We start from the raw sequence: 14,927 nt of genomic DNA, 5'->3' as shown, positions 1-14,927 counted from the left end.
CTCGAAGCACCGTTGGTGAAGGCGTGTTCGAGACGTTTTAATGCGAAAGGCTGCCCGGTGACAGCCTCTCGTGGCGCGATGTTCAGTCCTTGGTGGGGCGCCGGCCGCTAAGCCGCACCCAGCCTTCACGGACTTCCGGCTCGTCCATGAAAAGTCCCTCGTGGCGGTAGGCGTCGATCACCTCGTCGGCCTGGGCCTCGAGGATGCCAGACAGCGCCAGGCGACCACCGTCGGCGACATGGCCGGCGATGGTCGGGGCCAGTTCCACCAGCGGGCCGGCCAGGATATTGGCCACCACCAGGGCGAAGCGCTCCTCGCCCATCTGCTCCGGGTAGCGCAACGTCAGGCGCGACTCGTCGATGGCGTTGCGCTCGGCGTTGTCACGACTGGCGCTGAGCGCCTGCGGGTCGATGTCGGTGCCGATGGCTCGGGCGGCACCCAGCTTGAGTGCGGCGATGGCAAGGATGCCGGAGCCACAGCCGACGTCGAGCAGTTCGATGCCGTCGAGTTCGCCGTCGAGCGCCAGTCCATCGAGCCACTCGAGACACAGCGCGGTGGTGGGATGGGTGCCGGTACCGAAGGCCAGGCCCGGGTCCAGATGCAGATTGACCGCGTCATCCTCGGGCGGCTGGTGCCAGCTCGGCACGATCCACAGTCGCTGACCCATGCGCAGGGGCTCGAAGCTGTCCATCCACTCGCGCTCCCAGTCGCGGTCATCGATCAGCTCGTGCTCGATGACCGGGCAGGGCTCGCCGGGCAGGGATTCGGCCCAGGCGGCAGACAGCCGCTCGAGCATGTCCGCCAGGCCGTCGAGGTCATCGTAGAGACCGGTGAGAATGGTCTGGTCCCACAGTGGGGTGGTGCCCCGGTCCGGCTCGAACACCGGATCGTCGTGGGCGTCCTGCAGGGTGATCGCGGTGGCGCCTTCGGCCAGCAGCAGTTCCTCCAGCAGTTCCGCCTGCTGTGGTGGGACCTCGGCCTTGAGTTGAAGCCAGGGCATGGCGGTATTCCTCTTCGGTCTGGTGCAACGTCAACGGGGCGGCCTGGGCCGCCCCGTTGTCACGCTCTTGGTACAAAGCCGCCGTGCTACTGCGCGAGCTTCTTCTCGAGGTAGTGAATATTGACGCCACCTTGCTGGAAGTAGCCGTCGCGCACCAGGTCCTTGTGCAGGTCGGTGTTGGTCTTGATGCCTTCCACCAGCAGCTCGTCCAGGGCGTTGCGCATGCGCGTCAGCGAGGTCTCGCGGTCGGCGCCCCAGGTGATCAGCTTGCCGATCAGCGAGTCGTAGTGGGGCGGCACCGTGTAGCCGGTGTACAGGTGGGAGTCCATGCGCACGCCGAGACCACCCGGAGGGTGGTACAGCGTGACCTTGCCCGGAGAAGGCATGAAGGTGCGAGGATCCTCGGCGTTGATGCGGCACTCAAAGGCGTGGCCGTTGAGCTCGACATCTTCCTGGCGGATCGACAGCGGCAGGCCGGAGGCGATGCGCAGCTGCTCGCGCACGATATCCACGCCGGTGACCATCTCGGTGACCGGGTGCTCCACCTGGACGCGGGTGTTCATCTCGATAAAGAAGAACTCACCGTCCTCGTAGAGGAACTCGAAGGTGCCGGCGCCGCGGTAGCCGATTTCCACGCAGGCTTCGCGACAGGCTTCCAGCACCTTGGCGCGGGCGTCCGGATCAAGGCCCGGCGCGGGTGCTTCTTCCAGCACCTTCTGGTGGCGGCGCTGCAGCGAGCAGTCGCGGTCATACAGGTGGATGGCATTGCCCTGGCCGTCGGCCAGCACCTGAACCTCGACGTGACGCGGCTTCTCGAGGAACTTCTCCATGTACACGGTGCCGTCGCCGAAGGCCGAGTGGGCCTCGGTGCGGGTTACCGTGACCGCGGAGATCAGGTGGGCTTCGGTGTGCACCACGCGCATGCCACGTCCGCCGCCGCCGGCGGCGGCCTTGATGATCACCGGGTAGCCGATGCGCCGGGCGGTGGCCAGCAGCTCGCCTTCATCGTCGCCCAGCGGCCCGTCGGAGCCTGGCACCGTGGGCACGCCGGCCTTCTTCATCGCTTCGATGGCGCTGACCTTGTCGCCCATCAGGCGAATGGTCTCGGCGCGCGGGCCGATGAAGGTGAAGCCGGAACGCTCGACCTGCTCGGCAAAGTCGGCATTCTCGGAGAGGAAGCCGTAGCCGGGGTGGATGGCGCTGGCGTCGGTCACCTCGGCCGCGCTGATCAGCGAGGGGATATTGAGGTAGGACTGGGCCGAGGGAGCGGGGCCGATGCACACCGCCTCATCGGCAAGCCGCACGTGCATCAGTTCGCGGTCGGCCTTGGAGTGGACCGCAACCGTCTTGATCCCGAGCTCCTTGCAGGCCCGCAGGATGCGAAGAGCGATCTCGCCGCGGTTGGCGATAAGAACCTTGTCCAACATGGTGGTGTCCGCCGAAAGTGAATGATCAGGGAAGACGCAAGTCTTCTCAGGAGATGACAACCAGGGGCTGGTCGAACTCGACGGGCTCGCCGTCCTCGACCATGAAGGCCTCGATCACGCCGTCACGATCGGCTTCGATCTGGTTCATCATCTTCATCGCTTCGACGATGCAGATGGTGTCACCCTTGCGCACGCTGGCGCCGACTTCCACGAAAGGCTTGGCGCCGGGTGCCGGGGAGCGGTAGAAGGTGCCGACCATCGGCGAGACCACGGCCTGGCCCTGGTAGCTCGGGCCGCTGTCGGCGCTGGGTGCGGGAGCTTCGGCCGGGGCCTGGGCAGGTGCGGCCGCCGGTGCAGCGGGTGCGCCCCAGGGTTGGGCGGCGGGTGCCGGCTGCCAGCTGCCACCCTGCGGATGACGGCTGATGCGGACCGATTCTTCACCTTCCTGGATCTCGATTTCGCTGATGTTGGACTCTTCCAGCAGTTCAATCAGCTTCTTGACCTTACGAATATCCATGACGTTGTCTCGATCGTGTGAAGTGTCTACCGGGCGCTGTAAACCCGGTCCAAGTCGTTAGAGATCGCGGCAAGATGGCGGCTCTTGGCGTCTCTATCGTGTCAGAATTCAGAGTAGTGCGGAGTTTGCCGAAAATTGCGAAGGTTGTCCAGCGAGGCCGAACGCTGTTCGCTGTCACCTTCACCCGCTGGTGGTAGCCGCCTGGGCGCCGTCGAGGGCGCGGCTGACTGCGGCGATATGGCCGGCCAGGGCAGCGGCGTCGAGTTCGCCCTGGATACGTGCCTGACGAAGCTCCTGGTCCCCATCGAAGAACAGAAGACTCGGTGGGCCGAACAGACCCAGATGGTCGAGCACCTCACGACTCACGGCGTTGGTGTCGGTCACATCGACGTCGATCCAGCGGAAGCCGGCGAGGGCCTCGCGTACCCGGGGGTCGGGAAACACCTCGCGCTCCATCACCTTGCAGGAAATGCACCATTCGGCGGTGACGTTGACGAAGGCGGGGGTCGTGGACTCGGCCAGGGCCGCCTGAAGCTGGCCCAGGCTCTCGACGATGCGATCGGGATGGGCCGCCTCGGTAGAGTTGCTCGTCGCGCTCATGGGGCCGGCGGCCAGGGGACGAAGGGGGTCGCTACCGCCACGGGCGGCGCCGATGACCAGCGCGATGCCCCACACCAGCAGCACGATACCGGCGCCCTGGCGGACCCGCGGCCAGCCCGGTGTACTCGCCAGATCGAGGGCGCCGAGGGCCAGCGCCGTGCCGATGGCCAGGCCCGCCCACAAGAGCAGGGTGACCGGAGCCGGGATCAGGCGTTCGATCAGCCAGACGGCGACGCCCAGCAGCAGCACACCGAAGGCGATCTTGACCCCGTTCATCCAGGCGCCCGAGCGAGGCAGCAGGGTGGTGCCGAAGCCGCCGACCAGCAACAGCGGGACGCCCATGCCCAGCGCCAGGGCCAGCAGCGCCGCGCCACCGATGACGGCGTCACCGGTGGAGGAAATGAATACCAGGGCGCCGGCCAGCGGTGCCGACACGCAGGGCGAGACCACCAGCACCGACAGCGCACCGGCCAGCGCCAGACCCAGGGGGCCGCTGCGCTGGGCGCGTGCCTGCCAGGCATCGATACGTGAGCCGAGCCCCGAGGACAGACGTAGATTGAAGACCCCGAACATGGCCAGTGCGAACAGGGTGAAGAGGGCGGCGAACACGATCAGTACCGGGGCCGACTGCAGCCGTGCCTGAAGGTTGAGCCCGGCGCCGAACAGCCCCATCAGCACGCCGACCAGGGCGTAGGTGGCGGCCATGCCGGCGACGTAGCTTGCCGAGAGCGCAAAGGCGCGGGGACGGCTGGGGTTCTGACCGACGATGATCGACGACAGGATCGGAATCATCGGCAGCACGCAGGGGGTAAAGGTCAGCCCGAGGCCGGCCACAAAGAACAGCCCGAGCATCAACGGCAGGCTGGCGTCCTGCATCAGGGCGCGGAAGCGGCCGTCTTCGCTGAGCGGAGCTGCATCGACAGAGGCGGCAGGGAGGCTGCCTGCTTGCTGGCTCGTGGGCGGCTGTCCGGCGAGGTCCGCAGGGGTAGCCTGGGCTGTGTTGTCGTTGGCCGTCTGGCCGTCCTCCAGAGCGTCGGCAAAGGTGGCGGGGGGCTCACTCTGGGCGGCGGCCAGCTCAAGGCGTTCCGGGGGGTAGCACAGACCGGCGTCGGCGCAGCCCTGGAACGTCAGGGCGATGTCCAGTGGCCCCTGACGGGTGTCGGCCAGCGGGGCACTGAACACCACCTGATCGTAGAAGACGTTGACGTCGCCGAGAAATTCGTCGGTCTTGGCCTCCCCGGGCGGTAGCGACAGCTCACCCAGGGCGTCCGGTTCGCCTGGCAGTTCCAACGAGAAGCGGTGACGATAGAGATAGTAGCCGTCGGCATTTTGCATGCCGATATAGAGCCGATCGCCGTCGTGCCAGGCGCTGGCGGTAAAGGCCTCGTTCACCGGCAGAAACTCGGCGCTGCTCGACGACGAGGAAAAGAACTGGGCCTGGGCCACCCAGGGGGACAGCAGCAGACAGACGAACAGCAAGAGGCGTGTGGCGAAGAACACGTCGAATCCTTGTTGACGATGGGTGTGGAAGACGGGGCAAGGCGTGGCGGGATTCGCCTGCCGTGTCAGACCCCGCTGTGTGACCGTGGAAGCGGGGCGGGGTTCCCGCGGACCCTGCGCTATGATCAGATGCAAGCGTATTCTACCACTGGCGCCGGCGCTTTCCCTCATTGGAGGCAGGGCTGGCCGGCCTTTGATGAACGACAAGGAGAGCGAAATGAGCAGTCGTCGACAGCGCGCCGAAAGGCGTCGTCAGGAGCTCGAGAACCCGCAGTACGGATGGATCTGGAAACCGCTCGCCGTGCTGCTGGTGCTTGCCGTGATGGCGGCGGTGGGGCTGGGGATCTGGTGGAGCCTGGCGCCGTCGCGCTTCGACGTGGAGACTGCCACCCAGGAGCAGCGCATCTCCGCGGCGCCGGCGGCCAGAGGCACCGTTACGGTCGCGACCCTGGCCACCCTGATCGATACCTTGCAGGACAAGCCCGGCGGGTACCTGCGAAATGACCTGATGCCGCCGGGACTGCTGCTCGACAATATGCCGTCCTGGGAAACTGGTGTGCTGGTTCAGGCGAGGCTGATGGCCGCCAGCCTGGCGGACTTCGACCCCGGCGCCGGTGAGTCGGTGAATACTCTGATCGCTGCCCTCGAACAGGACGCCGACGATTGGCTGGCCCCGTCCATGGAGGATCACCTGGCCCAGGCGGGGAACTCGGCCCGCGCCTATCTGGCGCGTTTCGACGATGGGGTCGGCGCGTCCTTCGTCGATCAGGGCCAGGGACTGGCGCTCTATCTGGACGCGGTGCGCCAGCAGTTGGCCTCGTTGCGGGAGCGGCTGTCATCCACGGTCAGCGACAGTGAGCGCTTGAAGGAGCTGGGTATCGAAGTGGCACAGGACAGTCGAGTGCCCTGGTACCGCGTCGACAACGTGTTCCACGAGACCCGCGGTCAGACCTGGGCGCTGGGACACCTGCTCGAGGCGCTCGAGCGTGACCAGGCGGATCTGATCGCAAGCGCGGGCCTCGGCGACAGCTACGCCCGGGCGCTGGCCGAGATCGAGCGTATGCAACGTCAGTTCTGGAGCCCGGTGGTGCTGCGCGGCAGTGGCCTCGGCATCTTCGCCAACTATCCGCTGACCATGGCCCATCATCTGAGCCGACTCGATGGCGCCCTGGCGTCCCTGATCGATGGCCTGGGTGGCGCCAACGCTGCCCCGGAGGCCGCGACACCGCCGGTGACCGAGGTGACCCGTAGCCCCGACGATGAGGAGGCAGCGGCGTCAGCCGGCGTTGAGCAGAGTGATGAGAAGAGTGATGAGCAGGGTGGCCAGCAGGGCGCTGAAGCCAATAGCGGCGAGCAGGGCGCCGAAGCCAATAGCGACGAGCAGGGCGCTGAAGCCAATAGCGGCGAGCAAGGCACCAACCAGCAGCAGCCTGCCGAGCAAAGCGCCGAGTAGCAAGAGCCGAGTCAAAAGAAGCCCCGGGCCGTGAAAGGGGTCCAATGACGGGGTGAGAGAGAGCGGTTGCCGATTTTCTCCCCCGTCCTTGCCTGCATTTTCGCAAGCTACCATGCCCTCGTTGCCGGGGGCATTTTTTCTCAGTTTGCTTCGTTCGCCCGGATACTTTTTGCCGCTCCGCGCTTTGGTAATTGGAGGCCTGGCGTCCCCCTGGCTGACGCGCCATGTCGCCAATGACTAGATGCGTCATCCCGGCGCATGAACCGAGGTTGCTGCAGCGATCACCTCGTCGTATCAGGAATCAGTGATCTGTCGCACTGCAATGGTGCGTCTGCGAAGGGCCCATGGTCGCGCCCTTTGCCCACATTCTCGATCCTGGTTTCTCAGTGCTTTTTTCGCACATTTTCAACCTTCTGATTCGGCTAAAGAAACACTTTCTCCACGGTAACTGTCCGCTGGCGCCCCCGACGTGTCCTCAAGGAACACGCAATTACAAGCGGAAACAGTCGCTCTCATGCTTCCGGGATACCGATATGGGGTTTGTCAGCCTGTGTACGCCAGGAATTTCGGACTGCCAGGACGGCGCGGCTATGCAATCGTACTGGCATAAATCGCAGTACCTGGCGGCCATCGAGTCTTCGAGCGTCGACGGGTGCTGCGGGCTGTCGGTGGTCGATCGTCTCGCAGAAGACGCAGCCTCGACGGTGACAATAACCATCTGTCTACGCGCAGGGCTTCAGGGATATGCCATCGATATCACCCTGGGGCGGTAGCGTGTCACACGCTCAGGGGGACGATATGGATAAGGTGAATCAGGCACACCAGTGGACAAGGGTCGTGGACGAGTCGCAACGATCGCCCGGCTGGCTGGCGGGTGCCGTCTTCGCAGTGCTGCTTGCGCTGACCGTGAGTGGTTGTGCCTATGCCCCTGGCGGGCATATCGACTACGAGACCGAGGCGCCGGACATCGATCATCTGGTCGACATTCAGGCCATCACCCCGGCATTGGTGGCGAACTTCCGTCAGAACGTCACCGGCGATGTCGCTAGCACCATGCCTTCCTACCTCAAGGCCCAGTTGACGGACTACGAGTACCGTGTCGGGCCGGGTGATGTGCTCAACATCACCGTCTATGACCACCCCGAGCTGACCATTCCGGGGGGCGCCGAGCGCAGCCCCGAAGAGACCGGCAAGACGGTACAGCCAGATGGTCGCATCTATTTCCCCTATGTCGGACGTTTCAGAGTGGCCGGGCGGACGGTGGACCAGATACGCCGAACCCTCACCGGCATGCTGTCGAACTACATCACCGAGCCCCAGGTGGACGTCAACGTCGCCGCCTACCATTCCAAGAAGATCTACGTCAGTGGAGCGGTGGCCACCCCCGGCGCCCAGCCGATCACCACGGTCCCGCTGACCCTGGTCGATGCGGTCAGCCAGGCCGGGGGGCCATCGGAGACGGCCAACTGGCACGAGGTGGTACTCAATCGTGATGGCACCAGGGAGGTGCTGTCGCTGTACGCGCTGATGCGCCATGGCGACCAGACCCAGAACCGCCTGCTGCGCGATGGCGACGTGGTGCATATCCCGACCCTGGAGTCCGAGAACGTCGCGGTGCTGGGGCAGGTCAGGAATCCCGGCAATCTGGTGCTGGGCAACGAACGTATCACCCTGACCACCGCCCTGGCGCGAGCCGGCGGCGTCATCGAGACCACCGCCGAACCGTCGGGGATCTTCGTGATTCGTCCCAAGCCGCCGGGCGATGCCAAGCTTGCCACCGTCTATCAGCTTGATATCAGCAACGCCACCTCGCTGACCATGGGCACCCACTTCCCGCTGCAGCCCCAGGACGTGGTCTACGTGACGGCGGCCCCGCTGGCACGCTGGAACAACGTGATCAGCCTGCTGCTGCCGTCGGCACTGCTGCCCGGCACCATCGCCGACACCACCACCCGCATCGGCGAGATCTGATCGGTGCGTTTTGCCAGTGCGCTGGTGCTGTGTCGAGCGAACCTGTGTCGTAGTCCGCTCGGTGCGGCGCTGCTGCAGAGGCGGCTACCCGCCATGGAGATTCAGTCTGCCGGGCTTTCTGCGGTGCGCGAAGGTGAAGCCGCGCCCGCAGAGGTGCAGGCGCTGGCCAGGGGAGCCGGGCTCGAGTTGAGCGCCCACCGCGCCCGGGTGGCAACGCCCGAGATGATCGCCAATCACGATCTGGTGCTGGTGATGAGTGCGTCCCAGCGCCAGGCGGTCAGCGAACTTGCGCCCTTTGCAACCGGCAAGACCCTGCTGTTTGCCCACTGGCTCGACGGGATCGATATCCCCGACCCCTACCGCAAGAGCCTGGACGCACACCGTCAGGTATTCGTGATGCTTTCCGATGCCGCCGACGCCTGGCACCGAAGGCTCGCGCCATGACCTCGTGTCGCCGCGCTCGAGGCCACCGACAGGACCTGCCGTCATGACCCAAATGTCACGCTTGCCTTCCGCTCCCGGCCGCGAGGATATCGACCTCGGGCGCATCCTGGGGCTATTGCTCCGGCACAAGTGGTGGATCCTCGCCGTCACCCTGCTGTTCGGAGCGGCAGGTTATGTGTCCGCCTTGCTCAAGCCCCCCATCTACGAGGGCGACGCCCTGGTACACGTGGAGCGTCGGGCCTCGGTCAGTCCGCTGGGGGACCTGGCCACGGTGATGGGAGAAGAGGAGAACACCTCGGCAGAGGTGCAGATACTGCGGTCTCGCATGGTGCTGGGGCGGGTGGTTGACCGTCTCGCCCTCGACACCCAGGTGTCGCCACGGCGTCTGCCGCTGGTCGGTGACTACCTGGTGCGTGAAGGGGTGACCCGGGAGGACCTGGCTGAGCTGGGCTGGATGACCGCTCCGCTCGGATGGCTCGAGCGGTTGATGCCCGAGGCATGGGATCTGAGCCATCTGGTGTGGGCAGGGGAGTCGCTGCAACTGGCGCGCCTCGAGGTCGCTGACTCCTATCGCGGCGCGGCCTTCCGCCTGGTGGCAGGCCGCGATGCCGCCTATCAGCTGTTTGGTCCTGACGGTGATCTGTTGGGTGTCGGTCGTGTCGGCGATACCGCAAGATTCGCCGGAGGCGATGTGGTGTTGAGCGTTCGCGAGATGACCGCGGCGCCAGGTGCAGAGTTCAGCCTGTCCAAGCGCCCCCAGGTGTCGGCCATCGATTCGCTGCTGTCACGCTTGACGGTCACCGAGCAGGGCAGCGGCTCGAGCGCCAGCACCGGCATGCTGCGCCTGACCCTGACCGGCACCGACATCGATCGGGTGCGCGAGTCGCTGGATGTCCTGGCGGAAACCTTCCTGATGCAGAATGTCGAGCGGCAGTCGGCCCAGGCCGACCAGAGCCTGGCCTTTCTCGATGAGCAGGCGGTGGCATTGAAGGCCTCGCTGTCGTCGGCGGAAGATCGGCTCAATGCCTATCGCGTCGAGGTGGACAGCATCGACCTGGACTCCGAGGCGGCCTCGGTGGTCGAGCAGTTGATCTCGGTGGAGGAGCAGCTCAACACCCTGGATTTCCAGGAAGCCGAACTGGTCCAGCGATTCACCCGCAATCACCCCACCTATCAGGCGTTGATGCGCCAGCGCGGCATCCTCAACCAGGAGAAGGCCCGGCTGGAGGAGCGTGTCAGCGAGATGCCCGAGTCCCAGCAGGAAATCGTGCGCCTGACCCGGGACGTGGAGGTGACCCAGGCGATCTATGTCAATGTGCTTAATCGTGCGCAAGAGGTGGCGGTCGCCAAGGCCGGCACCATCGGCAATGTGCGGGTCATCGACGATGCGTACGTGGATGACGATCCGGTGGCACCCAACGCCGGCCTGATGATGGCCCTGGCCACGGTCATCGGTGCCTTTCTGGCGGTGGCGGTGGTACTGGTGCGTGGCATGCTCAATCGCGGCATCGAGAGCCCGGACCAGCTCGAGGACCTGGGGTTGCCGGTGTACGCCACGGTGCCGCTTTCCGAGTTTCAGCAGCGCCTGGTAAAGCGGGTCAAGTATCGCAGCGACCGGCGCAGTCAGCCGGTGATCAAGGGCCTGCTGGCCCTGACTCAACCGACCGACATGGCCATCGAGGCGTTGCGTGGTCTGCGCACCAGCCTGCACTTCGCGATGATGGAAGCGCCCAACAACTGCCTGATGATCACCGGCCCCAGCCCCGAGATCGGCAAGAGCTTCATCTCGCTGAATCTGGGCGTGATCTGTGCCCAGGCCGGTCAACGGGTACTGGTCATCGACGCCGACATGCGCAAGGGACACCTGCACAGCGCCTTCGGCGCGAAGGCCGAAAGTGGCCTGTCGGACCTGTTGTCGGACAAGAGCGAGGTGGCCGAGGTCATCCGCCACACCGAGGTGGAAGGGCTCGACTATCTGTCGCGAGGCGCTTGCCCGCCCAATCCCTCGGAACTGCTGATGCGAGAGCGTTTCACCGCGCTGATGGAGCAGTTCAGTCGTGATTACGATCTGGTGATCGTCGATACCCCGCCTGTGCTGGCGGTGACCGACGCCGCCATCGTCGGCAACCGGGTAGGCACCAGCCTGCTGGTGACACGCTTCAAGCTCAACCCGGTCAAGGAGGTCAGGGTGGCGCTCAGGCGCCTGGAGACCTCCAACGTCAGGGTCAAGGGCTGCATCCTCAACGCCATGGACCCCAGCGCCAGGCATGGTTACGGCTATGGTCACTATGTCTATGCCTACCAGTAAGTACGGCAGCGGCGACAACCAGGGACGGTGAGATGCTGACTGATCTGCACGAACTCTACGGCCTGCTGACTCACCACCAGCGCCGGCAACTGCTGCGGCTGCAGGTGCTGGTGGTGGCGATGGCGCTGTGCGAGCTGCTCAGCGTCGCCTCCATCGCGCCCTTCATGGCGGTGGTGGGCGATCTGGAGCGCCTTGGCGGTGACGGCGTGATGGGCGAGCTCTATCGGGCCAGCGGTGCCGACTCGCCGGAGCGCTTTCTTCTATGGCTTGGGCTGGGGGTGCTGGGCGCGTTGTCGGTCGCCGCGGTGGTGTCGATGGTCACGGTGTGGCGGCTGGCGGTCTACGGCGCCACCGTCGGGGCGGAGCTGGGGTCCCGACTGTTTGCCCATTACATGCACAAGGACTGGCTGTTCCACGCCGGAGGCAGCAGCAGCTATCTGACCAAGCAGATCGCTCAGGAGTGCCAGCGAGTCATGCTGGGCGTCATCGATCCGTTGATGCAGATGAATGCCAAGGTGGTGCTGGCGCTGTTCATGTCGCTGGCCATCCTGATCTACAACCCCGCGGTGGCGCTGTGTGCCATGGCGTTGTTCTCGCTGGCCTACCTGCTGCTCTATCACACCGCCCGGCGTCGCCTGATGAGCAACGGCGAGGCGCTGTCGGCGGCCCAGGGCCAGCGCTTTCGACTGATGGCCGAGGGATTCGGAGGGATCAAGGATCTGTTGCTGCTGGGGCGTCAGACCCAGCTGACCGAGCGTTTCGATCGGGCCAGTCGACGCTTTGCCCGGGCCCAGGGCACCAATCAGGCGCTCAAGCAGGCGCCGCGCTATGCGATGGAAGTGGTGGCCTTCGCCTCGGTGATCCTGCTGTTGTTCTACCTGCTCAAGACCCACCAGGGCGAGATGGCGTCGATGCTGCCGGTACTGGCGGTGTATGCCCTGGCGGGTTTCAAGCTGCTGCCGGCTTTTCAGCATATCTACGCCAGCGTCTCGAGCATCCGCGGGAACCTGCATGCGCTTGAGGAAATTCGCAATGACCTGCGGGCCAGCCATGCCCATGACCACCTTGAGCATGGCGGTGACTCGGCTCAGAGCGGCTCACCCCTCAAGGCCCGGCGAGAGATTCGCCTCGAGGGGGTCAGCTTTCGCTATCCCGGTGCACGCTCTCCCGCGGTGGACGACGTCAGCCTGGTGATCCCGGCCAACAGCGTGATTGGCCTGGTAGGTGCCTCCGGTTCCGGCAAGTCCACCCTGATCGATCTTTTGCTGGGGCTGATGCAGCCCCTGCGAGGGCGCATCAGCGTGGACGGAAAGGTCATCGATGAGGCCAATCGTCGCCAGTGGCAGGACGCGCTGGGTTTCGTCTCCCAACAGCTCTATCTATGCGATGGCAGCATTCGCGACAACGTGGCCTTCGGTCTGGCCCCCGAGTGCATCGACGACGACCGCGTCGAAAGGGCACTTCGGCTCGCCCATCTGGCCGAGTTCGTGGCCGAGCTGCCTCAGGGCATCGAGACCCTGGTCGGCGAGCGCGGTGTCCAGCTCTCCGGGGGACAGCGCCAGCGCATCGGCATCGCTCGGGCGCTCTATCACGAGGCCGAGGTGCTGGTGCTGGATGAGGCGACCAGTGCCCTGGACGGCATCACCGAGCGGCTGATCATGGACGCGATCCATGACTTCGCCGGTCGCAAGACCATCGTGCTGGTCGCCCATCGACTGACCACCGTCATGGCCTGCGAGTGCATCTACATGATGGAGCGTGGACGCCTGGTGGATCAGGGCAGCTACCGGGAGCTGATGTCGCGCAACGAGGTGTTCAAGCGAATGGCGCAGAGCGCCTGAGGTAGGGCACCGATGAAGGAGTGCTTCGTGATCGGCGGCGGCGGCCATGCGCGGGTGCTGCTGCATGGACTGCGCGGGCTTGGCTGGCAGGTGGCCGGCTACGTGGCACAGGAGCCCTCGTCGGCCATGCCGGTCCCCTGGCTGGGGCAGGACCGTTGTCGACTGGCGTCGCCGGAAGGCCTGCCAGGCGTCGCCTTCCTGGGGGTCGGCATGGTCACCAGCGCGCCCTGGCGGCGCTCGCTGATCGAGGCCTTTCTGGCGCAGGGATTCGACCTGCCGCCGTTGATCACGCACAACGCCATGGTGCATGACGACGTGAAGCTGGGAGACGGCAGCGTGATACTGGATGGTGCCGTGGTGGTCACCGGCAGTCGTCTGGGACGAGGCTGTCTGATCAACACCCGGGCGGTGGTCGACCACGACTGCGTGCTGGGCGACAACGTCCACGTCGCCTGCGGTGCCACGCTCAGTGGGGGCGTCAGGCTAGGGGCGGACGTGATGATCGGCACCGGAGCTAACCTGATCCAGGGGGTCGAAGTGTGTGCGGGGGCGGTGATCGGCGCCGGCGCCACCGTGGTAGGGGACGTAACGCGCCCTGGAGTGTATCTCGGGACGCCCGCGCGACGACGGCAATGAATGCGCCTGGCCGACACGCATCACCACCAGACGTCACAGCGAAAAGCGCCAGAAGGCGAAAAAATAATTAAAGCAGGTCTACGCAAAAAGCAGGTCTACGCAAACAGGGAAGGCGCTTCTGCCAAGAGGCGCAAGCAGGGGACACGAATGAGTCATTCTGAGGTTGTCGAGACCAGGAGGGTGGCATCGAGCCGCGCCGAGTCACCAGGCGTACAGGTGATCGCCGAAGCCGGCGTCAATCACAATGGGTGCCTGGATACCGCCATGGCGCTGGTGGACGCGGCACGTGAGTGCGGCGCCGATGCCGTCAAGTTTCAGTGGTTCAAGGCGGAGCAACTGGTGACCGCCGACGCCGCCCAGGCAAGCTACCAGCGAAAGGCCTGCCCGGAGGACGGCTCCCAGTACGCCATGCTCAAGCGCCTGGAGCTTGGCCTTGACGATTTTCGGCGATTGGCCCAGTACAGCCGTGACAGTGGCATCGAATTCCTGGCCAGCCCCTTCGACGAGGACAGCGTCGAGTGGCTGGCTGCGCTGGACGTCGGTTGCTTCAAGGTGGCCTCCGGGGAGTTGACCAATCTGCCGCTGCTTACACGTATCGGCGCCCAGGGCAAACCGGTGCTGTTGTCCACGGGCATGAGTTTCCTGGGGGAAATCGAAGCCGCCTTGGCGACCCTTTCGGCGGCGGGGGCCGGCGACGTTACGGTACTGCACTGCGTCAGTGAATACCCGGCGCCGGTGGATCAGATCAACCTCGCCGCCATGGATACCCTGGCCCAGGCCTTCGGATGCCCGGTCGGCTACTCCGATCATAGCGATGGCATCGATATCGCGCTGGCGGCGGTGGCGCGTGGGGCCGTGGTCATCGAGAAACACCTGACCCTGGATACCACCATGGCGGGGCCGGACCATGCTGCCTCGCTGGATCCTCAGGCCTTCCTGGCGATGGTGACCGCCATTCGTCGTATCGAGCAGGCCCTCGGCGATGGGCGCAAGCGCCCGGCGCCCTGTGAGCAGCCCCAGCGGGAGCTGGTGCGTCGCAGCGTGGTAGCCGGGCGCGATATCGACGCCGGCGAAGTGCTGGCGCAAGGCGATTTGCTGCTCAAGCGGCCTGGCAGCGGTCTGCCGGCCGCCGCACTGCCTCAGTTGATCGGTCGGGTGGCCAGACGCCGTATCGGTCGTGACGCCCTGCTGGACTGGGCGGACCTGACATGATGGCCTGGGCATGAGGGG

Annotated in this window: 11 protein-coding genes; 7 read left to right on the top strand and 4 right to left on the bottom strand. The window is 65.4% G+C overall.

Annotated elements, in window-relative coordinates:
• Positions 1 to 82: 82 nt before the first annotated feature.
• The 4 genes from prmA to dsbD form a co-directional block, all read right to left on the bottom strand.
• Complete coding sequence (gene prmA / locus NFG57_RS12530) at positions 83 to 1,000, bottom strand: 50S ribosomal protein L11 methyltransferase (protein ID WP_222569811.1); 918 nt, start codon at positions 998 to 1,000, stop codon at positions 83 to 85.
• Positions 1,001 to 1,086: 86 nt separating this feature from the next.
• Positions 1,087 to 2,427: an acetyl-CoA carboxylase biotin carboxylase subunit gene (gene accC / locus NFG57_RS12525; RefSeq protein WP_348814443.1), complete on the bottom strand. Its 1,341-nt coding sequence runs from the start codon at positions 2,425 to 2,427 to the stop codon at positions 1,087 to 1,089.
• 46 nt (positions 2,428 to 2,473) lie between these two features.
• Complete coding sequence (accB, locus tag NFG57_RS12520) at positions 2,474 to 2,944, bottom strand: acetyl-CoA carboxylase biotin carboxyl carrier protein (RefSeq protein WP_045993976.1); 471 nt, start codon at positions 2,942 to 2,944, stop codon at positions 2,474 to 2,476.
• Between the two features lie 180 nt (positions 2,945 to 3,124).
• A complete protein-coding gene (gene dsbD / locus NFG57_RS12515; RefSeq protein WP_348814442.1) occupies positions 3,125 to 5,044 on the bottom strand; it encodes a protein-disulfide reductase DsbD in 1,920 nt (639 codons plus the stop codon).
• 217 nt (positions 5,045 to 5,261) lie between these two features.
• On the opposite strand from dsbD, the gene NFG57_RS12510 reads away from it, so the two are divergent.
• The 7 genes from NFG57_RS12510 (at position 5,262) to neuB (ending at position 14,909) form a co-directional block, all read left to right on the top strand.
• Entirely contained in the window at positions 5,262 to 6,497 is a 1,236-nt protein-coding gene (locus tag NFG57_RS12510) for a DUF2333 family protein (protein ID WP_348814441.1), read from the top strand.
• Between the two features lie 798 nt (positions 6,498 to 7,295).
• Positions 7,296 to 8,468 (top strand): polysaccharide export protein, encoded by a 1,173-nt coding sequence (locus NFG57_RS12505; protein ID WP_108132867.1) that lies wholly within the window; start codon positions 7,296 to 7,298, stop codon positions 8,466 to 8,468.
• A gap of 3 nt (positions 8,469 to 8,471) precedes the next feature.
• Entirely contained in the window at positions 8,472 to 8,912 is a 441-nt protein-coding gene (locus NFG57_RS12500) for a low molecular weight protein-tyrosine-phosphatase (RefSeq protein ID WP_348814440.1), read from the top strand.
• Between the two features lie 43 nt (positions 8,913 to 8,955).
• On the top strand, positions 8,956 to 11,220 hold the full coding sequence (locus NFG57_RS12495) for a polysaccharide biosynthesis tyrosine autokinase (RefSeq protein ID WP_348814439.1): 2,265 nt from the start codon (positions 8,956 to 8,958) through the stop codon (positions 11,218 to 11,220).
• A gap of 32 nt (positions 11,221 to 11,252) precedes the next feature.
• A complete protein-coding gene (locus tag NFG57_RS12490; RefSeq protein ID WP_348814438.1) occupies positions 11,253 to 13,061 on the top strand; it encodes an ABC transporter ATP-binding protein in 1,809 nt (602 codons plus the stop codon).
• A 12-nt stretch (positions 13,062 to 13,073) separates the two neighbouring features.
• A complete protein-coding gene (locus NFG57_RS12485; protein WP_348814437.1) occupies positions 13,074 to 13,697 on the top strand; it encodes a NeuD/PglB/VioB family sugar acetyltransferase in 624 nt (207 codons plus the stop codon).
• Positions 13,698 to 13,844: 147 nt separating this feature from the next.
• Positions 13,845 to 14,909, top strand: coding sequence for an N-acetylneuraminate synthase (gene neuB, locus NFG57_RS12480; protein ID WP_108132863.1), 1,065 nt, complete (start codon positions 13,845 to 13,847; stop codon positions 14,907 to 14,909).
• Positions 14,910 to 14,927: the final 18 nt, after the last annotated feature.

This window comes from Halomonas sp. H10-59 (assembly GCF_040070555.1).
Classification (GTDB): domain Bacteria; phylum Pseudomonadota; class Gammaproteobacteria; order Pseudomonadales; family Halomonadaceae; genus Halomonas; species Halomonas litopenaei.
Note: the sequence above shows the minus strand (reverse complement) of the source record. Positions and strands in the feature narration are given on the sequence as shown.

Coding starts and splice junctions, on each gene's coding strand:
- prmA (WP_222569811.1), bottom strand. CDS start 1,000: ATGCCCTGGCTTCAACTCAAGGCCGAGGTCCCACCACAGCAGGCGGAA.
- accC (WP_348814443.1), bottom strand. CDS start 2,427: ATGTTGGACAAGGTTCTTATCGCCAACCGCGGCGAGATCGCTCTTCGC.
- accB (WP_045993976.1), bottom strand. CDS start 2,944: ATGGATATTCGTAAGGTCAAGAAGCTGATTGAACTGCTGGAAGAGTCC.
- NFG57_RS12510 (WP_348814441.1), top strand. CDS start 5,262: ATGAGCAGTCGTCGACAGCGCGCCGAAAGGCGTCGTCAGGAGCTCGAG.
- NFG57_RS12505 (WP_108132867.1), top strand. CDS start 7,296: ATGGATAAGGTGAATCAGGCACACCAGTGGACAAGGGTCGTGGACGAG.
- NFG57_RS12495 (WP_348814439.1), top strand. CDS start 8,956: ATGACCCAAATGTCACGCTTGCCTTCCGCTCCCGGCCGCGAGGATATC.
- NFG57_RS12490 (WP_348814438.1), top strand. CDS start 11,253: ATGCTGACTGATCTGCACGAACTCTACGGCCTGCTGACTCACCACCAG.
- NFG57_RS12485 (WP_348814437.1), top strand. CDS start 13,074: ATGAAGGAGTGCTTCGTGATCGGCGGCGGCGGCCATGCGCGGGTGCTG.
- neuB (WP_108132863.1), top strand. CDS start 13,845: ATGAGTCATTCTGAGGTTGTCGAGACCAGGAGGGTGGCATCGAGCCGC.